18 protein-coding genes are annotated in these 26419 nt (G+C 61.7%); 5 read left to right on the top strand and 13 right to left on the bottom strand.

Translation table 11 applies throughout. From position 1 onward, the window contains the following. The first annotated feature begins 1 nt into the window (after nt 1). The 3 genes from bcsA to THPRO_RS06965 are packed head-to-tail and all read left to right on the top strand — an operon-like array spanning nt 2 to nt 8885. Nucleotides 2–4348, top strand: coding sequence for a UDP-forming cellulose synthase catalytic subunit (bcsA, locus tag THPRO_RS06975; protein WP_065089420.1), 4347 nt, complete (start codon nt 2–4; stop codon nt 4346–4348). A gap of 2 nt (nt 4349–4350) precedes the next feature. Beyond that, complete coding sequence (gene bcsZ, locus THPRO_RS06970; RefSeq protein WP_038088899.1) at nt 4351–5514, top strand: cellulose synthase complex periplasmic endoglucanase BcsZ; 1164 nt, start codon at nt 4351–4353, stop codon at nt 5512–5514. Next, a complete protein-coding gene (locus THPRO_RS06965) occupies nt 5511–8885 on the top strand; it encodes a cellulose synthase subunit BcsC-related outer membrane protein (RefSeq protein WP_038088895.1) in 3375 nt (1124 codons plus the stop codon). Before bcsZ ends, THPRO_RS06965 begins: the two co-directional genes overlap by 4 nt. A 10-nt stretch (nt 8886–8895) precedes the next feature. Here the strand turns inward: THPRO_RS06965 and coaE are convergent, their stop codons facing one another. The 4 genes from coaE to pilB form a co-directional block, all read right to left on the bottom strand. Next, the gene (coaE, locus tag THPRO_RS06960) at nt 8896–9498 is read right to left on the bottom strand and encodes a dephospho-CoA kinase (RefSeq protein ID WP_201786959.1); all 603 of its coding nucleotides are present in this window, start codon (nt 9496–9498) and stop codon (nt 8896–8898) included. Continuing rightward, nucleotides 9495–10385 carry a prepilin peptidase gene (locus tag THPRO_RS06955; RefSeq protein WP_038088893.1) on the bottom strand — a complete coding sequence of 297 codons (891 nt, stop codon included), beginning with the start codon at nt 10383–10385 and terminating at the stop codon, nt 9495–9497. Before THPRO_RS06955 ends, coaE begins: the two co-directional genes overlap by 4 nt. Before the next feature lie 73 nt (nt 10386–10458). Next, nucleotides 10459–11679, bottom strand: coding sequence for a type II secretion system F family protein (locus tag THPRO_RS06950; protein ID WP_038088888.1), 1221 nt, complete (start codon nt 11677–11679; stop codon nt 10459–10461). A gap of 37 nt (nt 11680–11716) precedes the next feature. Continuing rightward, on the bottom strand, nt 11717–13450 hold the full coding sequence (gene pilB / locus THPRO_RS06945) for a type IV-A pilus assembly ATPase PilB (RefSeq protein ID WP_038088885.1): 1734 nt from the start codon (nt 13448–13450) through the stop codon (nt 11717–11719). A 163-nt stretch (nt 13451–13613) separates the two neighbouring features. On the opposite strand from pilB, the gene THPRO_RS06940 reads away from it, so the two are divergent. Further along, complete coding sequence (locus tag THPRO_RS06940) at nt 13614–14669, top strand: oligosaccharide flippase family protein (RefSeq protein ID WP_065089419.1); 1056 nt, start codon at nt 13614–13616, stop codon at nt 14667–14669. Nucleotides 14670–14996: 327 nt separating this feature from the next. Continuing rightward, nucleotides 14997–15866, top strand: a complete 870-nt coding sequence (locus THPRO_RS16645; protein ID WP_145930732.1) for a glycosyltransferase family 2 protein — start codon at nt 14997–14999, stop codon at nt 15864–15866. On the opposite strand, the gene THPRO_RS06930 is transcribed toward THPRO_RS16645, so the two are convergent. From THPRO_RS06930 to THPRO_RS06890, 9 genes are all read right to left on the bottom strand, one after another. Beyond that, a complete protein-coding gene (locus THPRO_RS06930; protein ID WP_082954500.1) occupies nt 15857–16906 on the bottom strand; it encodes a glycosyltransferase family 4 protein in 1050 nt (349 codons plus the stop codon). The two genes, THPRO_RS16645 and THPRO_RS06930, sit on opposite strands and share 10 nt — an antisense overlap. A 106-nt stretch (nt 16907–17012) precedes the next feature. Then, complete coding sequence (locus THPRO_RS16250; RefSeq protein ID WP_161489945.1) at nt 17013–17795, bottom strand: class I SAM-dependent methyltransferase; 783 nt, start codon at nt 17793–17795, stop codon at nt 17013–17015. Nucleotides 17796–17891: 96 nt separating this feature from the next. Next, nucleotides 17892–19043, bottom strand: coding sequence for a glycosyltransferase family 4 protein (locus THPRO_RS06920; RefSeq protein ID WP_038088875.1), 1152 nt, complete (start codon nt 19041–19043; stop codon nt 17892–17894). Beyond that, nucleotides 19040–19915 carry a glycosyltransferase family 2 protein gene (locus THPRO_RS06915; RefSeq protein ID WP_038088872.1) on the bottom strand — a complete coding sequence of 292 codons (876 nt, stop codon included), beginning with the start codon at nt 19913–19915 and terminating at the stop codon, nt 19040–19042. The genes THPRO_RS06920 and THPRO_RS06915 overlap by 4 nt, the downstream gene beginning before the upstream one ends. Next, the gene (locus THPRO_RS06910; RefSeq protein WP_065089417.1) at nt 19908–21893 is read right to left on the bottom strand and encodes a tetratricopeptide repeat protein; all 1986 of its coding nucleotides are present in this window, start codon (nt 21891–21893) and stop codon (nt 19908–19910) included. Before THPRO_RS06910 ends, THPRO_RS06915 begins: the two co-directional genes overlap by 8 nt. Nucleotides 21894–21971: 78 nt before the next feature. Then, nucleotides 21972–22448 carry a pilin gene (locus tag THPRO_RS17260; RefSeq protein ID WP_038088870.1) on the bottom strand — a complete coding sequence of 159 codons (477 nt, stop codon included), beginning with the start codon at nt 22446–22448 and terminating at the stop codon, nt 21972–21974. Nucleotides 22449–22671: 223 nt separating this feature from the next. Beyond that, nucleotides 22672–23154 carry a pilin gene (locus THPRO_RS06900; protein WP_038088865.1) on the bottom strand — a complete coding sequence of 161 codons (483 nt, stop codon included), beginning with the start codon at nt 23152–23154 and terminating at the stop codon, nt 22672–22674. A 186-nt stretch (nt 23155–23340) separates the two neighbouring features. After that, the gene (locus tag THPRO_RS06895) at nt 23341–24699 is read right to left on the bottom strand and encodes a sigma-54-dependent transcriptional regulator (protein ID WP_065089416.1); all 1359 of its coding nucleotides are present in this window, start codon (nt 24697–24699) and stop codon (nt 23341–23343) included. Nucleotides 24700–24803: 104 nt separating this feature from the next. Beyond that, the gene (locus tag THPRO_RS06890; RefSeq protein WP_065089415.1) at nt 24804–26417 is read right to left on the bottom strand and encodes a two-component system sensor histidine kinase NtrB; all 1614 of its coding nucleotides are present in this window, start codon (nt 26415–26417) and stop codon (nt 24804–24806) included. Between the last annotated feature and the right edge of the window lie 2 nt (nt 26418–26419).

Raw genomic sequence — 26419 nt, 5'->3', positions numbered from 1 at the left:
GATGGATCGTATCAAACGTGTGTTCAGGCTTGAGGAAACCCTACTCATGGCCGCCTTCGTGGCCGGAGTGATCCTGTTCTCGCCGATGATCGCCGTGCCGTTCGAATGGCAGGCTCAGGCCTTGCTGGGCCTTGGGTTCGTAGTGCTCGCGATTCTGGTTAATCGTCTGTTCAAGGCGCACTGGATAACCTATTTCCTGATGGCGCTATCGTTGTTCGCAACGGCCCGTTATGCCTACTGGCGCGCTACGGAGACACTCGGTTTCGGCGTGGCCGGCTACCACTGGTATGACATCGCGATCACCCTGACCCTGTTCCTGGCCGAGGTCTATGCCTGGCTGGTGCTGGTGCTCGGCTTTCTGCAGACGGCCTACCCGCTGCAACGCAAACCGCAGCCGCTGCCCACCTCGACGCAGGACTGGCCGACGGTCGACGTTTACATCCCCACCTACAACGAATCGCTCGATGTCGTACGGCCCACGGTGCTGGCGGCCATGCAAATGGACTGGCCGCGGGACAAGTTTGCCGTGTATCTGCTCGACGACGGCGTGCGCAGCGAATTCCGTGATTTCGCGCGCGATGTCGGCGTGGGTTACATCACCCGCTCGGAGCACAAACATGCCAAGGCAGGCAACCTGAACCATGCGCTCGGCAAAACGGACGGCGAATACATTGCGATCTTCGATTCCGATCACGTGCCGACCCGTTCGTTCCTGCAGGTGGCGATGGGCTGGTTCCTGCGCGACGACAAACTCGGCCTGGTGCAGACGCCGCATCACTTTTATTCGCCCGATCCCTTCGAGCGCAACCTGAATGTGTTCAAGCGGGTGCCGAACGAAGGCGAGCTTTTCTACGGTGTGGTACAGGACGGCAACGACCTGTGGAATGCCGCTTTTTTCTGCGGATCCTGTGCCGTGATGCGTCGGGAAGCGCTGGAGCAGATCGGCGGCATCGCGACGGAAACGGTCACCGAGGACGCGCATACCTCGCTCAAGCTGCAGCGTCTCGGCTGGAATTCGGCCTATCTCAACGTGCCGCAGGCTGCCGGACTTGCCACGGACAGTTTCTCGGGGCACGTCGGTCAGCGTATCCGCTGGGCGCGCGGCATGGCGCAGATCATGCGCGTCGACAACCCGCTGACCGGCCCAGGGCTCAAGCCGATGCAGCGTCTCTGCTATCTCAACGCGATGCTGCATTTCTTTTTCGCGGTGCCGCGGCTGATCTTCCTCACGGCGCCGCTGCTGTATCTGTATTTCGGCGTTTACGTGATCAACGCCTATGCGCTCAGTATCGCGGCCTATTCGCTGCCGCATCTGGCACTGGCCATGATCGCGAACTCGCGCGTGCAGGGGCGTCATCGCAACTCCTTCTGGAACGAGGTCTACGAGACGGCGCTGGCGCCGTACATCCTGCTGCCCACCCTGCTGGCGGTGATCAACCCGAAGCTGGGCAAGTTCAACGTCACGGCCAAGGGTGGCCTGGTGCGCAAGGCCTATTTCGATCGGCGTTTCGCCGCACCTTTCGTGGTGCTGTTCCTGCTCAACGCGGGGGGGCTGGTGGCGGCGGTGATGCGCTGGCATCTGGAGCCGCATGCGGATACCGCAACCATCGTCATGACCACGGCCTGGACGATCTACAACCTGCTCATGATCAGCGTGGTGCTCGGCGTGAACTGGGAAACGCGTCAGGTGAGGGAGAAGGTCCGCGTGCCGCTCTCCCTGCCGGCCATGATCTACCGGCAGGACGGCCATCGCATGCTGGCCAAGACCGTGGATGTTTCCGAGGGCGGGACGAGCCTGCAGGTATCGGCGCGCATGCCGCTGGGCGACAGCGTGATCATCGGCGTGGTTTACGACGGAAGCGAATACCGTTTTCCGGCGACAGTGACTTTCTCGGAGGAGAATTTGATGCGGCTCAGGTTCAGCGATCTCAATAACGAACAGACCGGTGATCTCGTGCGGATCATCTATGGTCGTGCCGATGCCTGGGTGGGTTGGGGCGAGGCGCGGCAGGAAGACCGGCCCTGGCGCAGCCTGGTGCAGGTCGGATTGCTGGCCATCGTCGGCGTCGGTCGCCTGCTGCGCGGCATCTGGACGCGTGCGCCGCGCGCCCAAGCAAAACCGGCGGGCGCCAGCGCGGCCAAGAGCGGCGCGACCAGCACCATGCTGGCTGTGCTGCTGCTGACGGGGATCGCGGGGTTGGCCGGGCTGCCGCAGCCGGTTCAGGCGGAAACCGCCGCCGCGCAGGGCAGCATTTCGCGCCACTGGACCCTGGGCGACCTCGGCGCCAAGCGCGGGTTGCGTATGACCGGAGTCGACGGCGTTCAGGGCGTGGCCCTGTCGATCCCGCCCGACCAAGTCGTGGCCAAGGCCGAAATGACCATGCGCTACCATCTTTCGCCAGGCTTGCTGCCGCGGGTCAGTCAGATCAATGTCCTGCTCAACGACCAGGTAGTACGTGCCATACCGGTACAGCCCGGGGACAATCAGGGCAACGAGCATACGGTGACGTTTCCGGTCAATCCGAACCTGTTCTCGGAATACAATCACCTCGGCTTCCAGCTGATCGGGCACTATACCGACCAGTGTGAGGATCCCAGCAACAGCACCCTGTGGGCCACCATTTCGCCGCGCACCGAGCTGACGATTTCGGGCGCGCGTCTGGCGTTGAGCAACAATCTGCGTTACCTGCCCGCGCCGTTCTTCTACAAGTCGCTGCAGGATCGACTCAAGCTGCCCTTCGTCTTTTTCACCCAGCCGGGCAGTACCACGTTGCAGGCGGCGGGAATCGTGGCCTCCTGGTTCGGTGATCTGGCCAGCTACCGCGGCACCGACTTTCCGGTCGATATCGGCAGCCTGCCGTCCTCCGGCAATGCGGTGGTCTTTGCCACATCGCAAAATCTACCGCCGCTGGCCGGACTGCCCGTCGTGAGTGGGCCTATGATCGCGGTGACCGCCAATCCCAACGATACCTACGGCAAGATTCTGTGGGTGTTGGGCGAGAACGAGGCCCAACTCGTCACGGCAGCCCGTGGGCTCGTGCTTGGGTCGGCGATGCTCGAGGGTGCGGATACGCAGGTGGCAAGCGTGGAGATGCCGCCGTTGTCCAAGCCGGACGACGCGCCACGCTGGGTGCCCAGCACGGGACCGGTACGTCTGGATGCGCTGGCCGGCTGGAACCCCATGGCCGTGAAGGGTACGGGCACATTGCCGTTCACCTTCTACCTGCCGCCTTCATTGTTCCTGTGGGATCGTCCTGGAGTGCCGGTGAATCTGCACTATGGCTACAATTCGGTCCCGATTGCCGCCAATTCGACGCTTAATTTGAATGCCAACGGCAATTTCGTACATGCCTTCGATCTGCCCCAGGGCGCTGGGGTCGATCAGCAGCAGAAGCAGGAGCTGAGCTTCCCGGCCAGCGTCCTGCATCCCTATGCCAATTCCATGAGCGCGACGTTCTATTTCGTGCCGGTCAAGGGCAAGTGCACGCAGACCAACGTCTACAATGCCGCGGGCGTGATCTACCCCGATTCCACCATCGATCTGCGCGGGATTCCGCATTACACCCGCTTGCCCGCGCTCTCGATCTGGATGAACGGCGGTTATCCCTTTACCCGATATGCGGATCTGTCGCGCACGGCCGTCGTGCTGCCGGCCACGGCAGATGTATCGATGCTGCATGCTTATCTGAATGTCATGGGGATGTTCGGGCAGCAGACCGGTATGCCGGGCATACGGGTGGCGGTGGTCAGGCCGCATGAAGCCGGGAGCGTGGCGGCGAGGAATCTGCTGGCCTTCACCACACCGGATGGAGCGGCGATGCAGCAATGGGGCGATCACCTGCCCCTGGTGTATGGCCATGATGGCATCAAGCTGAACAATCTGGCTGGCTGGTTTGCCGAGTCGCGCTGGCACCTGCCCTGGTGGAATGGCGACGATCGCCATTACGGCGAGGCGGCGCTCGGACGGTTCGCGTCGTCCGGCGCGATCCCACAGGCCGTGATCGAGGAAGGCGTGTCGCCGCTGCATCACTCACGAGCCCTGCTGGTGATGTCGGCCAGGGGCGATGCCGGTTGGGAGGCGTTGCTCGACACGCTGGCGAGCGCCGACAAGCGCAAGCACGTGTTCGGCAATCTGAGTATCGTGCACGGCGACGAGGTCAGTTCGTTCATTCTGCATACGCCGGATTACTACGTCGGCAAACTGCCGGCCTGGACCTGGCTGCGTTACCACATGAGCCGTCATCCCTGGGTGATTTGGATTGGCGTGGTGATCGCTGCGCTGATCCTCGCCTGGCTGGTCGGTGCCTTGCTGCGTCGCCGTGCCGCCAAGCGGTTGCCTGCCAACTGACGATGGGACGCGGCAGCCATCTGATGGTGCTGCTACGCGGCAGCGGGATCGGCCTTGTGCTGATCCTGCTGTCGGCCTGCGCACAGGTCCATAGCGCGGTCGATCCGGCGCGCTTCGAGCATCTGTGGGACGCCTATGCCAAGCACTTCATCGATCCGCAGGGCCGGGTGATCGATCGGGCCTATCCAGACCAGCGCACGACTTCGGAGTCACAGGCCTATGCGATGTTCTTCGCGCTGGCGGCCAACCAGCCCACTCGGTTTGCCCGTCTACTGTCCTGGACGCAGGCCAATCTTGCCGGCGGCGAACTGGGCGAGCGTCTGCCAGCCTGGCTGTGGGGCAAGCGCGCCAATGGTGAATGGGGCGTGCTCGACCCGAATTCGGCTTCGGATGCGGATCTGTGGATGGCGTATACCCTGCTGCAGGCCGGTCGGTTGTGGCATCAGGATGATTACACGCGCTTGGGACGCCGGTTGGCCGCGACGATCGCCCTCAAGGAGGTCGTCGACATCCGCGGTCAGGGGCCGATGCTGCTGCCCGGTCGCGAGGGCTTCGGCCCCCATGCGGATGGTTGCTACACCTTCAATCCGAGTTATGTGCCCTTGCCCCTGTTGACCGCATTGGGCCGAGCGCTTGGCGCGCCATGGTCCGCGATGGCGAAGGGATTGCCTGGATTCATGGAGGCCGTCGCCGCGCGGGGGTTCGCGCCCAACTGGGTCCGCTGGTGCCCGAAGGGCGGATATGGCCCGCCTGAGCGATATCCGAACACAGGCAGCTACGACGCGATCCGTGTCTATCTCTGGGCGGGCATGACCCCGCCGGACACACAGGGGGCCCGCGGCTTGATGGCCGCGCTTTGGGGCATGGCGAACTATCTGCACCTTCATGCCCAACCGCCGGTTGTGGTGGACATGGCAACCGGCGTTGGGCAGGGCGATGGCCCGGTCGGTTTTTCGGCCGCGCTGCTGCCCTACCTGCACACACTGGGGACAAGCGCCCTGATGAAGCGGCAACTGAAAATCGTCGAACGGGAGCGCCAGGCGGACGGGCTTTATGGCCAGCCGGCGCATTACTACGACCAGAACCTGACCTTGTTTGCGCTGGGTTACCTGGGTGGCGTCTACCGTTTCGATCCCGATGGCAAGCTTGAGGTGAACTGGCGATGAAGCGACATATCTGGATGCCTACCGTGATGGCGGGCGTATTGAGCCTGAGCGCACCGGTGCTGACACTGGCGGCCGATCCGGCCAACAGCGCGGCGGTGCAGCTGTTGATTCAGCGTGCCGCATACTGGCAGCAGCACGGCCGCGAGGATCTTGCGGTCAAGAGCTGGCGTCAGGCGCTCGCTGCCGACCCCAATCAGGCTGAGGCGCTGGCCGGTCTTGGATTGTATTCCGCCCATCAGGGGCGTCTGGGCGATGCCAGGCGCTACATGGAGCGGCTTCAGCGCGTGGCGCCCCAGTCTGATGCCATCGCAAAGATTCGGGGGTTGCTGGTGCTGGGGCCGGATGCCGGCCCCAAGCTGGCCGAGGCCGCCCGCTATGTCAGCGAAAAGCGTTATGCGGCAGCCGTTTCGGTCTATCGTAGCGTGTTCAACGGGCCGCCGCCGCCAAAGTGGGCGGAAACCTATTACCAGACCCTGGCGAAGGTGTCGGGTGGTTGGCAAACAGCGGTCAGCGAACTGCGCAGCCAGGTTCAGCTGCACCCCAATCAGGTCGCCTACCGTCGTGTGCTGGGACAGCTGCTGAGCTATCACGCCGATACTCGTATCGAGGGCATCAAACTGCTTGCGGCATTGGCTCGGGAGAAGGTGTCCGGTGCACGTTCCGATTGGCGCCAGGCACTGGCCTGGATGGGCAACGATCCCAAGGCGATCCCGTATCTGCGCGCCTATCTGGCCAGTTACAGGGATGCCGAGCTGAGCGCGCAACTGCGGCAGGCTGAGGGGCTGCAGGCGGGGATTCAGAAACAGCGCCGCCATGGCCGCGAACTGGCCGATGCCTATGCCGCCCTGCGCGCGGGGCACCTGAATCTTGCCGACGAGCGCTTCAAGCACATCCTCGCCCGCGACCCGAAGAATGACAAGGCGGTGGAGGGGCTGGCCGACGTGGCCATGCGCGCACAGGATTTCGAACAGGCTGCGCGATACTACGACCAGGCCCGTGCACTGGCGCATGGCGCCAAGACCAAGGCGCGTCTGGTGGCCGCCGCGCGCAATGCGCGTTACTGGTCATGGATGCACGCCGGGCAGCAGGCCGTGGAAAAAGCCGATTATCGTGGCGCGGTCAACGCATACCACCAGGCGCTCAACCTCAAGCAGAAGGATCCGGCCGCCCTGGCCGCCCTGGGCGGCGCCTACCAGCAACTCGGGGAAAACAAGGCAGCCACCCGGGTATTCGAGACGTTGACCACCGCGGCGCCGGGCGATCCGAAGGCCTGGTTGGCGGCACTTCAGTCGCTGCAGGCGATGGACAGCCCCGCGCAGGTGATATCCACGAACGAGCGTATGCCCGTCGCGGTTCAGCGTCGCCTGCAGCCGAATCTGGATTATGCGAGCGTCATGGCCTGGGCGGAGGCGGCCACGGACCATCGCCCGCAGGCCATCGAGCGCCTGCGCAAGGCGATAGCAGCCGGTGGCGCACAAGCGCCCGTCGATCTGCAGTTGCAACTTGCCTGGCTGTTGTACCAAGCCGAGGACGACATGGCGCTGCACGCACTGCTGACACGCCTGCAGGGGCACGGGGATTTGACGGATGATCAGCGTTCGCAGTTGCGCGCGCTCTACCTCAACGGCGCGCGCCGCGAGGCGCAAATGGCGCTGGAAAACGGGCATCCGGAGATTGCGAAGGCCATTCTACGCGGTGCCCAGGCCTTGTATCCGAACGATGCCGGGGTGCAACGCGTGCGGGCCGATCTGTTGGTGCAGGAGGGACATTATGCCGAAGCGGTGGCGATCTATCGCCGCGTAGGCCCCGGCAAATCCGTCAGCGGCTATCAGGCAGCCGTCGGCGCCGCTCTGGCGGCGGGCGAAACCGGCCAGGCCAGCCGCTGGGTTGCCGAAGGCCTCGCGCAGCGTCCGGACGATGTGGCACTCAAGTCGCTGGCCGCCAAGGTCGATCTGCAGCGGGGCGATGCGGATGCGGCGCGCAAGGCTCTGCGCAGCGCCTTGGCGACATTGCCAGGGCAAATGGAGGCGGAAGGCGATCCGGGCGTTGGCGGTCAGGCATCGAAGGCTTATCCCTTTGCCAGCGGTGCGAATGCGTCACCCGCATATCCCTTTGCCGAGGGGGCGCAGGCGACGACGAAGCCGGCTGTGTCGCCGGTCCTGGCCTCCACGCGCACCGGGGTCGCGCCGGCCGACGCTCCCGTGGTTCGCGACCGGCTCGAACGGGAGTTGTCGGCCATCGAGGCGCACATGAGCCCCTATGTCGATGCGGCTTTCTTCGGCCGTTCGCGTAGCGGCACCACCGGTCTGGATCAGATGGCGCTGTTCGGCAGCCAGTTCGAGGGGGGCACGGCGGTGGATTACAACACGCGGGTAACGGTGCGTCTGGCGCCGATCGCCGTCGACGCCGGTACGGTAAGCGGGGCTGCCGCGAGCCTGATCGGTACCGCCCCCATTTATGGCGCCTCGCCGGGCAATTACGCCAAGGCCAGCGGGTTGGCCCTGGCGATGACGCTCAGTCGCCCCAATCTGGCCGTGACGTTGGGTACCTCCCCGCTGGGCTTTCTGGAACACAGCTTGATCGGCACCTTCAACTGGCAACCCTCGGGCGGTCCGCTTACGTTGATGGCCTTCCGGCACAGCTTACGCGATAGCGTACTGTCCTATGCCGGCATCAAGGATCCCAAGACCGGATTGGTCTGGGGTGGCGTGTTTGCCAGCGGTCTCGGCATGAGCTTTGGTCTGGACGAGTCGTCAAGGGTGCTTTACGGTAGTCTCAGTCTCGCTGCCGTCGACGGCAAGCACGTGCAGAGCAACTCGCGAGTGGAAGCGAACCTCGGCGCGAGCTGGCGGATCGTCGATCAGGAGCGCGCGCGTATCGGCATCGGCTTCGACCTGCTGTCGATGTTCTATGCCAACAATTCCAGTCATTTCACCTATGGTCAGGGCGGCTATTTCAGTCCGCAGTACTATTTCCGCCCGGCACTGACGATGAAGTGGGAGGGGCAGGCGCGCAGCCGCCTCAGCTACCGCTTCGAGGGGCTGGTCGGTTGGCAGATATTTCACGAGAACAGCAGCCAGTACTTCCCGCTGGATGCGAACATGCAAGCCCAGTCGAACAATGCCTACTATCCTGCAAACACCGTGGGGAGCGTGGGTTACGGGCTGCGCTTCACGGGTACGTACGCCTGGACGCCCCGGCTGTTCGTGAGCGGCTTCTTCGGCTCCGACAACAGTCAGGATTACACCAACCTGTCGGGTGGTGTGGTGGTGCGCTACTGGTTCAATCGCCAGCCCATTGGGGCGTCGCGCGGCACGGAAAACGCCGTCATCAAGCCCTGGATGCTCGGGCTGGACAACCCAGGAAGCTGATGTGGCAGGCTCAGGCGCGCGCAGCCTCACGGTAGCGCGCGTCGAGCCGCTCGATCCGAGATTCGAGCGTCGCGGCATCGCCGTCTTCATTGAGGATGATGTCGTCCGCCACGGCCAAGCGCGCCTCGCGGGATGATTGCGCCGCGAGTATGGCCCGGGCCTCGTCCTCGCGGATGCCGTCACGCACCATGACCCGGCGGATTTGGGTTTCCGGCGCACAGTCGACAAGCAGGATCCTATCGACCTGATCCTGCCAACCGCTCTCGACCAGCAGCGGGATCATCAGCAAGACGTAGGGGCCCTGCGCGACGGCACTGGCGCTCTGCATCGTCGCACGGATGCGCGGGTGGAGGATCGCTTCCAGGTGGCGCCTGGCGTCGGGGTCGCCGAAAATCCGCGCGCGCAAGCGGCGGCGGTCGAGCCGTCCGTCCGCCTGCAGTACTTCCGGGCCGAATGTGTGCACGATTTCGGCAAGCGCCGGCTGGCCCGGCGCGACCAGTTCGCGGGCGATCCGATCACTGTCGATGACGTTGATGCCGCGTGCGGCGAAGCGTCCGGCCACGGTGGATTTCCCGCAGCCGATGCCGCCGGTCAGGCCAACCCGGTAGATCATCCGCCGATATGCGCAAAGCGCAGATAGGCGTCGGTCAACACATGCCCCCACAACAGCGCGATCCACCCGGCTGCGGCGAGATAGGGGCCGAAGGGGATCGGTATTTCGCGCTGGTGTCGGCGCAAGGCCATCAACGAAAGCCCGACCATGGCGCCTACCAGTGAGGACAGCAGAATGGTCAGCGGCAGCAGTTGCCATCCGAACCACGCGCCGAGCAGTGCGAGCAGCTTGAAATCGCCATAACCCATGCCTTCCTTGCCGGTGAGCAGGCGGAACAGATGAAAAATCGCCCACAGGCTGAGATAGCCTGCGGCGGCGCCGATGACCGCGTCGGGCAGGGGGACGAAAAGGCCGTCGACGTTGAACAGAAGGCCGAGCCACAGCAGCGGCAGGGTGATGCTATCGGGCAGCAGCTGGGTGTCAAGATCGATGGCGGCCGCGGCGAGCAGCCCCCAGCTAAGCACGGCGCCGGCCGCGGTTTCCCAGCCCAGGCCGAAGCGTAGCCCGACCATGACGGCGAGTAGCGCGCCCATCAGTTCGACGAGAGGATATCGCACGGCAATCGGTCCGCGACAGGCGGCGCAGCGGCCGCGCTGCCACAGGTAACTGAGGACCGGGATGTTTTCGACGGCTCTGATGCGATGGCCGCAATGCGGGCATGTGGAAGCAGGGGTGATGAGGTTGTAGGGGGACTCCTCCGCTGGCGGGGCAAGGGGCGCGGATGCCGCCGTGGGTGCAGGTATAGCGGCCAATTCGGCGCATTCCCGTCGCCATTGCCGTTCCATCATGCGCGGCAGCCGATGAATGACGACGTTGAGGAAGCTGCCAACCACGAGTCCGGTCAAGCCAAGCAATACGAGATACGGGAGCGGTAAGGGTGGGTTCATCGGACAGGGTATCGCTGCGAGTTGACGGGTCGCGAGCTAGCGGGCGCGTGCTCGCGGCGATACGGCGAGGGGCTCAGACGACCTTGCCGAGGTTGAAGATCGGCAGATACATGGCGATGACCAGGCCACCTACGATGACGCCGAGGATGACCATGATCAAGGGTTCGAGCAGCGTCGAAAGGCCGTCGACCATGACGTCGACCTCTTCCTCATAGAAATCGGCAACCTTGGCGAGCATGTTATCGAGGGCGCCGGATTCCTCGCCGATGGCCACCATCTGCAGGCTCATATTCGGGAACAGGTGGGTGAATTGGCGCATCGACTGCCGCAACTGGGTGCCGGATGCCGTGTCCTCGCGCATTTTCATCGTGGCTTCCGCGTAATGCACGTTGCCGGTCGCGCCGGCAACGGACTCCAGGGCCTCGACCAGGGGAACGCCCGCGGCGAACATCGTGGACAGCGTGCGTGCGAAACGTGCGATGGCGGATTTGCTGGCGAGCGTGCCGAAGATCGGCACATGCAACGTCCAGCCGTCGATCAGGCGGTGAAATGCATACGAGCGTTTGTAGGCGCGCGCAAAAGCCCAGATGCCGACGCCGATACCGGTGAAGATCACCCACCACCACTGCTGGAATAGCTTCGACAGATGAATGACAAAAAGGGTGAAGGCCGGCAGCGAGGCGCCGAAACCGTCGAACAGTTTCTGGAATTGCGGCACTACGAAGATGAGCAGGATGGCGGTGACGATGAAGGCGACGCTGACCACCGCGGCGGGATACATCATGGCCTTCTTGATCTTGGCCTTGATCGCCTCGGTTTTTTCCTTGTAGGTGGCGATCTTGTCCAGTAGGTTCTCGAGCGAGCCAGATTGCTCGCCGGCCTGAACAAGATTGACGAACAGCTCGTCGAACTGGTCGGGGTACTTGGTTAGGGCGTCGGCCAGCGTATTGCCGCCCTCGACGTCGCCCTTGAGGCCGAACACCATCTTCTGCATGGCGGGCTTTTCGTGACCTTGGGCGATGATATCCAGCGACTGGACCAATGGGACGCCGGAACTCATCATGGTCGCGAGCTGGCGGGCGAGGACGGCGATGTCCTTGCCGTCGATCTTTTTGCCGCCACCGAACAGGGATTTGGCCTTTTTGCGGATTTTGGTCGGATTGATGCCCTCACGCCGGAGCTGGGACTTGAGCAGGGCCTCGCTCTGGGCCTCGTTTTCGCCCTTGATGCGGATGCCCTTGCGGTCGACGCCTTCCCATACGAAGATCGATTTGCTCAGTGCCTTTTGTGCCATGGCTTCGTCTCTGTTCTGCGTGTGGCGTCAGTGCGGTTCAGTCCTTGGTGACGCGGTTGAGTTCGTCGAGGCTGGTGATGCCGTCCTTGACCTTTTTGAGTCCGGAGGCACGCAGGTCCGCAATACCCTCCTTCCCCGCTTGCGCCGCCAGATCCATGGCATTGCCGCCCGCCATGATCAGGCGCCCCATTTCCTCGGAAACGGGCATGACCTGATAAATACCCAGCCGCCCCTTGTAGCCGCCGCTACACTTGTTGCAGCCTTGCGGGTTGGGTTTGTACAGCTTGATGCTGCCGACTTCGCCGGGCGAAAAGCCTTCCTCGATCAGCGCCTCATCCGGCACATCATGCACTTGCTTGCAGTGCGGGCAAAGTCTGCGTGCGAGGCGCTGGGCGATGATGAGCGAAACCGAGTTGGCGATGTTGTAGGCGGGAACGCCCATGTTCATCAGTCGCGTCAGGGTCTGGGGCGCGTCGTTGGTATGCAGCGTGGATAGCACCAGATGGCCGGTCTGGGCTGCCTTGATGGCGATTTCCGCCGTCTCGAGATCGCGTATTTCGCCCACCATCACGATGTCGGGGTCCTGACGCAGAAACGCGCGCAGGGCCTCGGCGAAGGTCAGGCCCACCTTGGGATTGACGTTGACCTGATTGATGCCGGGCATGTTGATTTCCGCCGGATCCTCGGCGGTGGAGATATTCCGGTCCTCGGTGTTGAGAATACCAAGGCCCGTATACAGGGTCACGGTCTTGCCGCTGCCGGTGGGGCCGGTGACCAGGATCATGCCGTAGGGCTTGCTCAGCGCATCCATGTAGAGCTTACGCTGGTCGTCCTCGAAACCGAGGGCCTCGATGCCGAGCTGGGCGCTGCTGGGATCGAGTATGCGCAGCACGATCTTTTCGCCGAACAGCGTTGGCAGGCTGTTGACGCGGAAGTCGATCGCCCGGTTCTTGCTGATCTGCAGCTTGATGCGGCCGTCCTGCGGCTTGCGGCGCTCGACCACGTCCATGCGCGACATGACCTTGATGCGAGAGGATATCTTTGCAGCCATGGCGACCGGCGGCCGCGCGAGTTCGTGTAGCATGCCGTCTACGCGCAGGCGCAGGCGGAAGTATTTTTCGTAGGGCTCGAAGTGGATATCCGATGCGCCGCGCTTGATGGCATCGAGCAGAACCTTGTTGACGTAGCGGACTACCGGCGCGTCGTCCTGGTCGGAGGCGGCAGCCGTTGCTGCGTTGGCGTCTTCCTGCGTATCCGCGACCTCGAGCTGGTCTAGGCCTTCGAGGTCGGCGTCACCCATCAGATCGCTCATGGACGAATCCATGGCGCTCAAGGCTTCGTCGATGGTCTTGTCGAGCTTGTCGTCCTCGACCATCAAGGGTTCAGTCTGGATCCCGGTGTTGAACTTAAGCTCGTCGACCGCGCCCAGATTCATGGGGTCGGCAATGGCCACGAAGAGGCGGTTGCCGCGCTGGAACAGAGGCAGGGCGCGGTTCTGGCGGACCTGCTTTTCGTTGATGAGGGACTTGGGAAGATGTTCGAGATCGAAAACCGAAAGGTCGAACAGGGGAATGCCGAATTCCTCGGCGGCGGCGAGCGCGACCTGCGGCGGTGTCAGACGGCCTTCCTTGGTCAGCAGGCTGACCAAGGGGATGCGCTTCTGCTGCGACTGTTCCTGCAGCCGGTAAGCCTCCTCCTCCTTGAGCAGGCCACTGCGAACCAGATGACGCGCGAGGCCGCTGAGCCTCAACTGCGTCGCAGGTGTTGACATGAATGGGCTCCCGGGGTTCTGTATTTTTAGCTTAGTAATGTCAGTATGTTAGCGCCTGTGGGTATAAAGTCAACGGAGGCGCTTAAGGTGCGTCGTTTGCACCGCTTTTCCGTGAGCGGCGTGGCCTGCCAGCGGATCAATCCGACATGACGGAGTGTCGAATATGCAACGGAATGGCCGCGTGAGCCGGGTTGTGTGTCGTTTACGGAAATCCTGGAAGCCGGGGCAGCTGGTGCAGGGGACGGTATACATGACCTTCGGCATGGCGGGGCGAACCCTTGTGCAAGGCGTGGTGTTTATCGCCGTTGCGCGAATAATGGGGGCGGGGAATTACGGCGCATATGCAGCAGTGCTGGCGCTGGCCATGGCGATGGGCGGGTTTGTGGGTGTTGGAGCTCCTGTGTTGATGATGCGTGAGGTTGCACGTGCAGAACAGCCTTTCGGGCGGATTTGGGGTGGAGTGCTCACGGTGATGCTGGTGAGCATGCCTGTAATATTAGTGTTGTATTTGGCGACGACATGGTGGCTTCTCCCTGAAGGGGTGGGTCTTACAGTGATTGTGATGGTGGGGTTTGCTGAAATTGTATGCGCGCCTTTCACGCTTTCAGCCATACAGGCGTATCAAGGCCATGACCGGATAGGGAGGGCGTCCACGCTGGTGTTTGTCCCCGTCCTGCCGAGATTCGCAGCTGTGGGAATACTGATTGCGTTCGAATACATCGATGCATCAGTAAATCTCCTGGAGGTATGGTCTTTCTTGTATGTGTGCTCGTCAACGCTCTCAATGATCTACGCGCTGACGCTTGTCAGAAAAGAGCTGGGATGCGCGATATTCCCCGGGTGGCATGAGGTATTGCATACACTGAAATGCGGATTGCCATTTGCATTCGTGAATACCGCGTTGAAACTGTATGCAGATATTGATAAAGCATTGATTGCGCGATTGGTCACGCTGGAGGCGGCCGGCGCTTATTCGGCAGGTTATCGCGTGATGGATCTCGCGATGATTCCCATGAATGCATGGTTGACTGCAACGACTGCGAGGTTTTTCAAGGCGGGGCAGTCCGGGTTGGGCGACGCGTTGAAATACGGGTGGCGTATCGTGCCATTGCCGGCTGTATACGCCGTTGTGGTCGGTTTTGCATTGTATGCATCGGCGGATATGTTGCCGCATGTGCTGGGCCGGAGCTACGGCGCAGCAGTCGATGTGCTGAAATGACTGGCTTGGTTGCCGCTCCTGGCATTGCCGAGGTTGTTTCTTCAATCGTCCCTGGTTGGAGCGGATCGTCAAATCATGGTGGTCAGGGTCATTGCGATTGGAGCGCTTGCCAACGTGATTCTGAATCTATGGCTGATACCTCGCTGGGGATGGAGAGGCGCCGTTGCGGCAACGTATTTTGTGGAAATTGCAATGACATTTGGGTTCGCTGTTTATTCTTATGCGGTTCGTTACCAGGTGAGATGATGAGGCGCTCGCCATCCTGAATCGATTGATAGATGGAAATAACCGGCGTTCGTGTCTATATAGATATTTGGGTCTTGCAAGGTGGAAATGAATGATCGGGTGATTGCGGTTGCAATCAATTATTTCGGTGCGGACGTGACCGAGCGATGCGTGAAAAGTCTTTTGGGACAGGTGTCGTCGTTTATTATCGTGGATAATTCCGATGATTCTATGGAATTTTCCCGTTTAAACGAGCGATTGCGGTCATTGGCGGATACTGTGGCCGGGTTTGATATGACGATTATCGATGCCGGAGACAATCTGGGTTTTGGGCGTGCCGCGCAGCTGGGTATCGATGTGGCTAAGCGCGCCGATTCCTGCGCGGCAATCCTGCTCATCAATAATGATGCGATAGCGTGTGAGGGCATGGTTGAGGGACTGGTCGAGTGTCTGGACAGACATGCGTCCCCTGCGCTTTTGGCGCCAGTGTCGACGCATGGCTCGGTGCCAGGGCGCCTTTGGTACCACAAGATTCTCGGCCTGATCATGACGCATCCCGTCCCGGGAGCGATCAGTTATCTCAATGGCGCATGCTTGTTGATACCTTATGCATTGGCAAAGGCGGATCTTTTCGACCCTGATTTTTTTATGTATGGAGAGGACGTGTTGCTTTCATGGCGATTGGTCAATCAGGGTGTGGAGTTGGTGGTTGTCGAGCACGCATGCTATGCCCATGCGGGTGGATGGTCCTCAAGAAAAGGGGGTGTTTTTTACGAGTATCATATGGCTAGAGCACATATCCTGCTTGCAAAAAAACTTGCAACCTCTGCACCAGAGCGTTGGCTTTTTTTGCTGGGTAGGATTTTAGGGTTGAGTGCGCGCGCGGTGGCGCGTTGCGCTCGTTTTAGAACGCTTTCGCCAGTGCGGGCCTTGGTGCATGCGTGGTTGGGCCTGCCCCCTGGTCAATACTGACCACAGCGGGGTGGCGATAATAACGATTGATATAGATTCAAGTATTTATCTATTGCGGTTTCTTCCGAGAACTGGCTGGTGGCCAGTTGTCTGGCCGCAAGGCTGATTTGTTCGTATCTTGCGCGATCGGCTGCGAGCAGGCGGATTGCGGATGCAAAATCTCCTGTCTGATCGGTTTTGCAAAGAAATCCACTGATGCCGTGTTTTACGACTTCCGGCAGGGCGGAGCCATTCGTAGCAATGACTGGAAGCCCGCAGGCCTGTGCTTCCAGCGCGACCATGCCGAAGCCTTCCAGTCTGGACGGGAATAACAGGGCGTCGCATTGGCGGTAAAGTTGCGCGAGTGCCGTTTCGTTTTCGCATCGCGGTATTTGCTTGATGTTGGGTGGCAGCGCATCGAGCTGTCGGCTCCTGAGTCCGGCGCGGACCCAGAGTTCGAAGTCCATGCCTAGTGTTTGCATGATCGGGGCAAGCAGATCCGCGCCTTTTCGCGCCGACCAATTGCCTACGAACAAGAGGCGGAAGGGTTTGTGTGGCTTGTCTGGTGCTGGATATGCCTGAAACGCACCCTTCGGGTCGATGCCGATCGGTACGACGTGTATGCCAGTGGTGCCAAACGTGGCTTGTATCTGTCGGGCGCTATATTCGCTGATGCTGATGACGCGAGCCGCTCGCTCGAGATTCTGGCGTTCCACTGCCTTGATCCACAGCTTGTGGTAAAGACTTTGTGCAAGATTTTTGTATGGCGTTAATGCGGGGTCGTGTACGCAATGCAGCGCGGTGGCAACAACCGGTAACCCGTCGGGAATGAAGCGCGGTGGCAGCCAAGTGTTGATGTGTATGATATTGGCCCATTTCGGTGCGGGTATGACGGGTACGCTCCAGGGGGCATATTCGGCATGATGCGGCAGCCAGGCGATTTCGGCTCGGACGTCTCGTGCACGTAATCCTGCAACCAATCGCTCCGTAAAAACATCGGCCCCGCTGCCGGCATGGAGGGTTGGAAACCAGATGGCGGGTGGCCTCATGGTATCGGACATGACGGATGTGGCCGCTAGCCGCTGCGAAATAAAGCTGTTGAATGAGTCGGCTGATGGTCTATGGCCATGTCGTGGAGTCGGGTTGGGTTGGCGGAATGGCGTGGGACTATTGTGTGTGTTTGCCTGATCGATTACGCGATAAGCGAACGCATTCTGATGATTTTGATCCACTACCGTTCTCGGGCATGTTCTTCGAAAAAACAGCGCTATAGCCTAAGGGCATGAAGCCCACGTCTTGAAACACTGAAGCGAGCAGTCGGCCTGAGATGTTGTTGAATAAGATCAACATTGCCCCTATGGGCGCTAACAGAACCTTGATATGGCGCTGTGTAAACGCATCAAGAATGCCTTTTGCCAGAGCCAGGTTGGTTAAGGTGACGGCTGTTTCTATCGCATTACTATGAGGTGTCAGTTCCGTCAGTATGACCGGGTACCTGTTTTCGTGTTGTTGTATGCCTTGGATGGTCCAGCGGTAAAAATCGTACGGTAAATCGTGTATCGGGTAGATGAACGGGGTCTGCCAGTAGATTTTACCTTGATGCCGAGTCACTCTGACTGCTTCTGAAAAGGCCTTTTCCGGCTGAGGGATATGTTCCAGGACATCAAGCAGGCAAACAGAATCGAAGGTCTTGTCAGCAAATGGGAGTTGTTGGCCATCAGCGAGTATGTGGGGTTTGCCTGCATAGCCCAGCCCAGTTGTCGCGGGATAGTCGAGGCCAATATATTCGACTCGATTATGGAGCTGGGCGCGCAGATTCTGATTGCCGCAGCCGACGTCCAGTAGCCTACCGCTTACGATGTCGACTGCTGGCCATTGCTTACGCCGTTTCCAGGATCGGTACATAAGCCACTGGGGGTGTAGTGGCGTGTGCTTGAGCGGCGCGAGCATCCGGCGAAATTTCGCGTGTATCATGGCGTAATTTGAGGCGTGTTCGCGATTGTGTCGGCGGTCATTGTGTCTTGGCGCATGTTTTTCGTTGAATGTTCACCTGATCCGGCAGATGTCGCGTAAGCGTATTGCGAAAATTTCCCACGCAAACCTTGATGCGAACAGGCGCGCTGAATGGCACCGAATCGTTTGGGGGGCTGAGGCGGACAGCTGAGTGCATACCGCATGCGCAAAGCTCGCGTAGTCATCGCGCGGGATTAATGCGCCAGAGACGGTGTCTGCCAGGGCGTCGCCGACACCCCCCACATCGAAGGCAACCGTTGGCAGGCCGTGGGCCGCTGCTTCTATTGCTACCATGCCAAAGCCTTCGTTGTCGTATGGGCGCTGCTGCGCCGGGAAAACAGACACATCCGCGGCGAAATAGGCGGCATCGAGCTCCGGATCGTCTTGGACGCGTTCGCCGAGGAACAGTACATGGGATTGCAGGGCTGTGTCATTCAATGAGGCATTGATGCGTGTGCGTTCGCCGGTGGTTCCCAGTAGCGAGCCTGAGGGCTCGTCGCCGATGACGACGAGTTTGGCAGCAGGGCAGCGACGGATAATGTCTGGCAGCGCGTGGTCAATGAAGTCGGCGAGTCCTTTGCGCGCCGTGATGCGGCCTACATACAGCATGATCGGGCCGTCGCCAAGATCGTAGCGCTTGCGGAACTGCTCGCGCAGGGAGGCAGCTGTCGCAAGGTCGGGTAGGGCGACGCCTGGATGCAGAAGCGCGATGCGGGACTCATCAACGCCCGCGTCGATCGCAAGTCCGCGTGTAAAGCGGCTGTTCACCAGGACGCGATCGAAATGTTTGAAGCAGGGGCGCCACAGCAGGCGGTAAACGGGATGGCGTGCCTCGATATCGAGGCCGTGCAGGTACACCACACAGCGACCGCCAATGAGTCGTGCCGCCAGCCAGGCGAATGGGGCGGTCAGGCCGCTGCCGGCGACGACGAGTTTCGGGCGCAGGCGCAGGCTTTGCTTCAGCCCGGAAAAAAGCGCACCCAGCAGAAAGCGCCACAATGGCCGGAGTGGGGTCTCGCTGGCACCGACATCGGGTGGCAGGTGAGCGGAACAGCGTTCGGGGCCGACGACCTGAACCTGCCATTCCTCGCGCAGGCCCTCGACGATATGCCATACCAGCCGTTCCATGCCACCGATCATTGGCGGGAGGTTGCGTGTGATGACGAGCGCGTGCGGCTTGCTCAAGGTGCTTCGTCGCGGGTCTGGGCGTACATCAGGTTTGCGATCTGCTCGGAAATGAGGCCGAGCAGAAAGACCAGGGCGCCGGTAACGAACAGCAGGACGCTCATGTTGGTGAAGGTCCCGTTGTGCAGATAGGTGTACAGATAACGTAACAGACCGAAGGCAAAGAAAACGGCGCCGGTGGGGGCGAAGACCTTGAGAGGCGAATACAGCGTACCGATCTTGAAGATGATCAGGAGGAATCGCAGGCCGTCACGCAGCGGCCGCACATGGCTTTTGCCACCGCGCTTGAGCGCCTCGATCGGCAGATAATCGACCGCATAACCGGCCCTGAAAAAGGCCATGGTGATGGTCGTTGGGTATGAAAAGCCGTTCGGCAGGAGATACAGAAAGCGCCTAAAGCGGGCGGCGCGCACGGCGCGGAATCCGGATGTCAGATCGTGGATCGCATGGCCGGTTACCCAGCTCGCGAGGTGATTGTAGAGGGTGTTGGCGGCAAGGCGCCCGAACGAGGCCTGCGATCCGGCATCCCGTGCGCCGACCACCATGTCGTAACCGTCTTCTATGCGTGCGAGCAGGCGTGCGACGTCCTTCGGCTGGTGTTGGCCATCGCCATCCATGAACACGATGACATCGCCGCGCGCCGCGCGCGCACCGCTCTTGATGGCCGCGCCGTTGCCCATCGCGTACGGGTGACTGATGACCCGGTCCGCGCCATTTGCGCTGGCTACCTCGTCGGTATGGTCGGTCGAACCGTCGTCGACGACCACGATCTCGGCCTGAGGATACAGGTCGCGCAGCGACGGCAGCAGCTCACGGAGGTTGTCCGCCTCATTGCGGGCGGGCAGGACGATGCTGATGCGCGTTTCATTCATGGGCCTTTAGCTCGGCTTTTTTCGCGGGCATGCGTTCGTGTTGTTTGGCGGCACCGGCACGGATTTTACGCGCCTCCGCCAGCCTTGCTCGCAGGTTTTTCAAGGCGTCGTCCAGGTGATTGAGGCGATTGAGTCTTTGCAGGTGCGCGATATCCTGTTCGGCAGCCGCAAAGTCGCCGAGATAGATGTCGAGCCGGGCCAGGTTGATCCAGTATTGCGACAGGTTGGGCGCGAGCTTGACCGCGGTTTTCATGAGCTGCCGGGCAAGCGAGTAATCATGCAGCACGTTGAGGGCGTAATTGCTGTAGATGGTGATGAGGTTGGCGCTGTTCGGGCTTTGCTCGAAGGCCGCCTGGAACACGCGGATCATCCGCCCGGTGGGGAAGGAGCATCCGCCCATGGCGCAGTTGACCATGGCCGTGAGGCCATTGATGTCCTGTGCCGTGGCCGGGCGTCGCGCGAGGGTGTGTTCGATGTCCTGCCACCATTGGGTCTTGAGCGGCAGCTTGAGCTTGGCGTGCATGATCAGCAGCGCAGACGCCGGCAGAATACTGGCGTGCGGCACGGCCGCGGCCTTTTCCAGGGCTGCGGTCGCCAGCGGCAGCATGGGGGACTGGGCGTTGTCTACCAGACTGGCGTAGGTGCGTCCAAGCCCGTAGGTGGCGCGCGGCGAGTGGGGATGTGCCGCTGCGGACAGGACCGCAAACCGGATAGGATTGGCCCATTCGTGCACGCGCAACGCGGTAATGGCGCCATAGAGCGCTATGAGTCCGACGATCAGGATGCGGCGCGGCAGCGCGAGTCGCTGGACCGGCGCTTCCAGCAGGGTCATCGAAAACAGGGCCATCAGCAGGCCGAAATCGGGCAGGTAGTTGCGTTGCTCGAACACGAGTTCCAGATTGAATATAGTTGCGGTCAGCAGCTGGCCGCCGAGAAACCAGAGTATGCCGAGACTCAGTAACGGGCGTTGACGTCGCTGCCATAGGGCCAGGGCGACGAGCGCGACGATGCCGAGGATCGAGAGCAGGGTGGTCGGCGGCGAGAGCAGGCCGGTGGAAAAGGGAAAATCGTCATGATAGAGGCTAAGTGCGCCGAGATTGGGCAGTAGCGACCAGGCGATATAGAGCAGCACCACGCGCGGCTCGGTGAGCAGGCGCTCGTGCATGGTGAATAATCGCCCCGAGTGCTCGAAGGTGGCCTGAATGCCTGGCCACATCCACGCGAGCCCGGCGATGCCCGGGAGTATCAGGACGAGAAGATAGAGCAGGTAAAGGCGCCGGTCGCGCCGGCCGTCGACGCGCGCGAATCCAAAGAGAGTCCACTCCAGTATCAGCGTGTAGACGGGGATCAATGCACCGTCTTCCTTGGACAGCACGCTCAGGGGCGCGAACACGAGAAATCCGAGCAGAATCCGCCACAGGCCCGGCCTCCCTTCGAGCATGCGCAGGCGTCCGCTCAGGTACAGCCCGATGGCGATCAGGGCGAAGGTCGCCGACAGGCTGGTCATGCGCTGAACGATGTAGAGCACGGCCGTGAGATTGATCGGCAGCAGCATCCAGGCGGCCGCGATCGCCAGCGCGGTCCAGGCTAGCAGACCCGCATCGAGTTCGGGGCGAAAACGGCGTCGATACGCCTTGAGTATCAAAGAGGCGACCGCGAAAACGAGCAGGCCGTTGAGCGCATGGATGACGATATTGGTAGCCTTCATCGAATAGGGGGCTGGCCCCCAGAAATACTCGTCGAGGGCGAAGCTCAGCATGCTGATGGGGCGGTCCAGCGGCCCGGAATGCGAAGAAAAGGCAGCGGCGAGCAGGGTGTTGGGATGCAGGTTGTGGATGTGGAGTGCCGCGTTCTGCACGATGTTGCCGTAGTCGTCCAGCAGGAATCCGCCGTGTACGCCTGGCCAGTAGATCCAGGCCGTCAGTGCGGATGTGAAGAGCAGGGTTATCCAGAGTAGCGTACGTGATCGCGCGGACATGCGTGTCCTCAGGGTGGAGAGGCATCGTGGATTGTACCGGACTCGCGGCCGCCGCGAGTCCGGGCGGTAGAGAGGGGGCTAGCGGCAGACCGCAGGGGCGTACTTGCCGGGCAGTGTGGCGGTGTTGCTGCTCAGGGGCGTCTGCGCGGGTTTGTTGGCCGCGTAGCAGGTCCATTCGATCACGCCGTCGTGTGCGTAGGGCTGCAGCAGGAGCGTCCTGCCGTTGGCCGTGCCGCCGAGGTTGTTCTTGTAGGTGATGATGATCAGGCCCTGGCTGCCGATCGTGACGTTGCTGGTGTTGGTGCCCGATATGGTCGCGGGCAGCCCGTAGCTCGCATTGCCGCCGGCTGCGGGGAAGGTGCCGAGGTAGCCGTAGGTGTCCCACACGGCGGATTTGGCGGTGTTGGCCAAAGTCAGGCCCTCGGTGATCTTGGCGCGGATGCTGTAATCCTGGTAGGCCGGGATGGCAATGGCGGCCAGGATGCCGATGATGGCCACCACGATCATCAGTTCGATGAGCGTGAAGCCGCGCTGCGCATGGTGGGTGATGTTCATAAAGGTCGCCGTGTTGGAATTGTTATGGAATGTCGTGGACAACCCAATTCAAGCAAAACCCGCGCCATTTTGCTTGTTTTGGTGTGTTATGCCTATGATTTTTAGGCAAAAAAATGCCCCGCTCGAAGGCGGGGCGCCAGCTCAGGCCTGAAGATCCTGGGTAGTTTTGCTTATCTTAGGTTGGAATTGTTCGAAGCTCTTCAGGTCGCTTGTTGTTGTCTGTTTAGCGGCAGTTGGCCGGGGCATACTTGGCGGGCAAGGTGCCGGCTCCCGGGGGAGTGGGCGTGGCACCTGTAGGCGCCGATGCGCCGGCTGCCATGCAGTACCACTGGATGCTGCCGGAATTGGCGATATTCGGCGCCAATACCAGGGTGCTGCCGGAAACGGCCGTGCCACCAAGGTTGTTGTAGGTGATCGTGATCACGCCGTTGGCCCCCACAGACACGCCTTGCGTGTACTGGCTGTTGATGGAGGTCGACGTGGCGAGTCCGTAACTGGCATTGCTGCCGGATGAGAAGGTACCGTTGGCCGCATACGTCGTCGCAACCGCCGTTTTGGCTGCCGCCGCGAGATTAAGGCCGTCGGTGACCTTGGCGCGAATGGTGTAATCCTGATAGGCCGGGATGGCGATGGCGGCCAGGATACCGATGATGGCCACCACGATCATCAATTCGATGAGGGTGAAACCCTGTTGAACCTTCTTCATTGTGAAATCTCCAGATGCTTGCGTGTTCTGCGGGGTCCGCGAGGTTGGGCCAATTCGGCGCCCTATTCGAGGGTATACAGTTATCGTGCCACTTTCATGGATGCGTTTGCGTGCGGCGTCTGGCAGCCCTGGGTCGGGTGCTGGCGTCAGTAAATGACGGCATGTGTCAATAAGTGACAAAAATTGTCACTCGATGCCCAGCTTTTTGAGGCGGTAGCGTAACTGCCGGAAACTGATGCCGAGCAGTTCCGCGGCCTGCGTCTTGTTCCAACGGGTTTGTTCGAGCGCGCGGCGAATGGCTTCGCGCTGCTGATTGGCCAGGTGGACGTCAAGTGCGCTGTCGCCCGTCGCGGCCGTGGTGAGGTCGTCGCCCGCAAGCGGGATGCCCGCGACGGTGGCGGCGGGCAGATGCAGATCGGTGGTGTGCAGGGTGCGGCCTTCGCACAACGTGGCCGCGCGTTCAAGGATATTTTCAAGTTCGCGCACGTTGCCCGGAAAGGTGTGGCGCTGCAGGGCTTGCAGGGCGTCGTCGGCAAGTGCCAGCGGCGTTTGGCCCCACCGTGCCGCGATGCGTTCAAGCAGGTGTGCGGCGAGCAGGGGGATGTCATCAACCCGGTCGCGTAGCGGCGGGGCCTGCAATTCGATCACATTGAGGCGAAAGTACAGGTCCTGACGAAAGCGGTTGCCGGCAACCTCCGCCGCGAGATTCTTATGGGTGGCGCTGAGGATGCGTACATCGACCGGAATTTCCTGGCTGGCGCCGACCGGGCGAATCTTGCGTTCCTGGATGGCGCGCAACAGTTTGACCTGCATGGCGAGCGGCAGGTCGGCAACCTCGTCGAGAAACAGGGTGCCGCCATCGGCGGCCTGAAACAGACCGGGTCTGTCCGCCGATGCGCCGGTAAAGCTGCCCTTGAGATGGCCGAAGAACTCGCTTTCCATCAGTTCCGGTGGGATGGCGCCGCAATTGACGGGTACGAACGGGGCGGTGCGTCGCGGACCGAGGTCGTGGATTTGCCGTGCGATGAGTTCCTTGCCGGTGCCCGATTCGCCGTGGATGTAGACCGGGGCCTGGCTGCGGGCGAGCTTGGCTACCGTTTCACGGATGTTCTGCATCGCCGGCGAATCGCCGAGCAGGGGTTGCCGTCTGCGCTCGGGCTGGGCCGGCGCGCCATCTTGGCTCAGTCTGAGCGCGCTGCCGACCAGGGCGCGCAAACGCTCGAGGTCGAGCGGTTTGGCGACGAAGTCGAAGGCGCCTGCCTTGAGCGCGGCAATGGCGGTTTCCATGGTGCCGTGGGCGCTGATCACGGCGACGGGCAAGTCCGGATGCTGCCTCTGGATGAAATCGACAAGCTGGATGCCGGACCCGTCGGGCAGCCTGAGATCGGTCAGGCAAAGGTCGAAGCTGCCCTCGCGCAAGCGTGTGGTGGCTTCCTTCAGGTCGCCTGCGGAACGAGTCTCCAGGCCCATGCGCCCCAGCGTGATTTCGAGCAGTTCACGGATGTCGGGCTCGTCGTCGACGATCAGTACGTGTCGGATGCTCATGTCCGGCAAAGCGCGTGCGGGTTGTGTCTCGGGCCTTCGATCATGGCATCAATATAGCGTGTCAGGGCGAAGTGGCGCACCCTGCCCCCGGCATGCCGCGATGGTCAAGCCCCCGTACTTGCCCGCCGCAGAACGGGCAGGAAGCATCGAAAACAGCTGCCGCCGCCGGGGACGGGGATGTACTCGAGGTGGCCACTGTTGAGCGTACACAGTTCGCTGGCGATATAAAGGCCGAGTCCCGTGCCGGAAGTCGAGGTCGTGAAGAATGGTTCGAAGAGGTGGGAAACCACCTCGGGCGGCACGCCCGGTCCCTGATCGATCACGTCGAGGCGAATCTGCTGAGCTCCCGGCGGGCGATGGGCCGCGAAGGTCAGTGACAGGCGTCCGTCCGCCTGTCGGCGTCCATAGCGATTCGCGTTCTCGCACAGGCTCCAGAATATCTGCGCCAGATGGCCTTCGTCACAGACGGCGATGAGGCTGGTATCGTCAAGATGGAGGCGGATTTCCGCCCCGGCTTCGCCGAGTCGCGCGCGTACTTCGCTGGCCTGGGTTTGCAGCCAGACCTTGAGATCGAGCGGGCGGGTGCGCGGCGGATCCTTGCGCGAGAGGCGCAACACATCGTCGACGATGGCGTCCATGCGCGTGCTTTGGGTCCGGATGATCTCAACGAGGCGGACGTCTTGAGCGCCGAGCGAGGGTGATTCATGTAGCAGCTGCGCGGCGTGACTGATTGCCGAGAGCGGGTTGCGAATCTCGTGTGCGATGCTGGCGGCGAGGCGTCCGAGCGAGGCGAGCTTGGCAGATTGGACCTGCGCGGCGAGTTCGGCTTGATCCTCGAGCGTGATCAGCGTGGCCTGACGGTCGAGACCGAGGGGGATGAAGCGGATGCGTAGTTCCAGGCCCTGTCCCGGCAGGGCCAGCGTGCGGTGCAGCCCGTCCGGTGCCGCCTGCCATTGCTGATAGAGCGTGTTCAGTGCGGGCGACAGGCGCGGCAGGGCATCGAGATGGGCGCCGCTGGCATGTCCCATCAACTGCCATGCGGCGTCGTTGATCAGGCGTATCTCGCCGTGCGGTTCGGCCACGATCAGGCCGGTATTGAAATGCTCGACGATATGTTCGTTGAGTTCGGCCAGATTGGCCAGGTCGAGTCCGCGCCGTACCGCCAGCGCCTCGTTGGCGCGTGCACGGTGCGCAAGGGCGGCGCTGACCACTGCGGTCACGAACAGGGCGAGCCCGAGCAGTCCGCTCTGGGTGTAGGCGGTTTCCGCCTGCAGGCCGCTCAGATGCAGGTAGATCTGGTCGAGCAGCAGCAGCAACGAAGCGCTGGCGGCGGCGAACAGGGCGCTGATCTCCGAGAGCAGCAGCCCGGCGGCGCCGATGGCGGGTATCAGGAGGACTTCGACGCCGCTGGTGACGCCGCCGCTACTGTGGGCGAGCAGGATGACCGCAAGCACGTCGCCGGCTGCCAGCAGGTTGGCCTGGATATGAAACGCAGGCCAGCGCAGGCGCATCATGGCCATGGCCAGCAGGCCGAGCCCGAGGTAGGAGATCAGGGTCAGGAAGAACAGGCCGGGCGAGAGATGGCCGAGGGACTGCGGCGCCAGGCCGAAACGCCACAACGCCAGGAACAAGGCGGCGACGAACAACCGGTAGACGTTGAACAGGCGCAGCGGTTGCCAGCTCTGGCGTTCCCCGCCGGCGCGATCGGTTCCGGGCATGA

Origin of the sequence: Acidihalobacter prosperus (assembly GCF_000754095.2) — a bacterium.
Taxonomy (GTDB): Bacteria; Pseudomonadota; Gammaproteobacteria; order DSM-5130; family Acidihalobacteraceae; genus Acidihalobacter; species Acidihalobacter prosperus.
Note: the sequence above shows the minus strand (reverse complement) of the source record. Positions and strands in the feature narration are given on the sequence as shown.

Bases quoted from the DNA above. Each gene is read 5' to 3' on its own strand.
- bcsA (WP_065089420.1), top strand. From the start codon at position 2: ATGGATCGTATCAAACGTGTGTTCAGGCTTGAGGAAACCCTACTCATG.
- bcsZ (WP_038088899.1), top strand. From the start codon at position 4,351: ATGGGACGCGGCAGCCATCTGATGGTGCTGCTACGCGGCAGCGGGATC.
- THPRO_RS06965 (WP_038088895.1), top strand. From the start codon at position 5,511: ATGAAGCGACATATCTGGATGCCTACCGTGATGGCGGGCGTATTGAGC.
- coaE (WP_201786959.1), bottom strand. From the start codon at position 9,498: ATGATCTACCGGGTTGGCCTGACCGGCGGCATCGGCTGCGGGAAATCC.
- THPRO_RS06955 (WP_038088893.1), bottom strand. From the start codon at position 10,385: ATGAACCCACCCTTACCGCTCCCGTATCTCGTATTGCTTGGCTTGACC.
- THPRO_RS06950 (WP_038088888.1), bottom strand. From the start codon at position 11,679: ATGGCACAAAAGGCACTGAGCAAATCGATCTTCGTATGGGAAGGCGTC.
- pilB (WP_038088885.1), bottom strand. From the start codon at position 13,450: ATGTCAACACCTGCGACGCAGTTGAGGCTCAGCGGCCTCGCGCGTCAT.
- THPRO_RS06940 (WP_065089419.1), top strand. From the start codon at position 13,614: ATGCAACGGAATGGCCGCGTGAGCCGGGTTGTGTGTCGTTTACGGAAA.
- THPRO_RS06930 (WP_082954500.1), bottom strand. From the start codon at position 16,906: ATGTCCGATACCATGAGGCCACCCGCCATCTGGTTTCCAACCCTCCAT.
- THPRO_RS16250 (WP_161489945.1), bottom strand. From the start codon at position 17,795: ATGCTCGCGCCGCTCAAGCACACGCCACTACACCCCCAGTGGCTTATG.
- THPRO_RS06915 (WP_038088872.1), bottom strand. From the start codon at position 19,915: ATGAATGAAACGCGCATCAGCATCGTCCTGCCCGCCCGCAATGAGGCG.
- THPRO_RS06910 (WP_065089417.1), bottom strand. From the start codon at position 21,893: ATGTCCGCGCGATCACGTACGCTACTCTGGATAACCCTGCTCTTCACA.
- THPRO_RS17260 (WP_038088870.1), bottom strand. From the start codon at position 22,448: ATGAACATCACCCACCATGCGCAGCGCGGCTTCACGCTCATCGAACTG.
- THPRO_RS06900 (WP_038088865.1), bottom strand. From the start codon at position 23,154: ATGAAGAAGGTTCAACAGGGTTTCACCCTCATCGAATTGATGATCGTG.
- THPRO_RS06895 (WP_065089416.1), bottom strand. From the start codon at position 24,699: ATGAGCATCCGACACGTACTGATCGTCGACGACGAGCCCGACATCCGT.
- THPRO_RS06890 (WP_065089415.1), bottom strand. From the start codon at position 26,417: ATGCCCGGAACCGATCGCGCCGGCGGGGAACGCCAGAGCTGGCAACCG.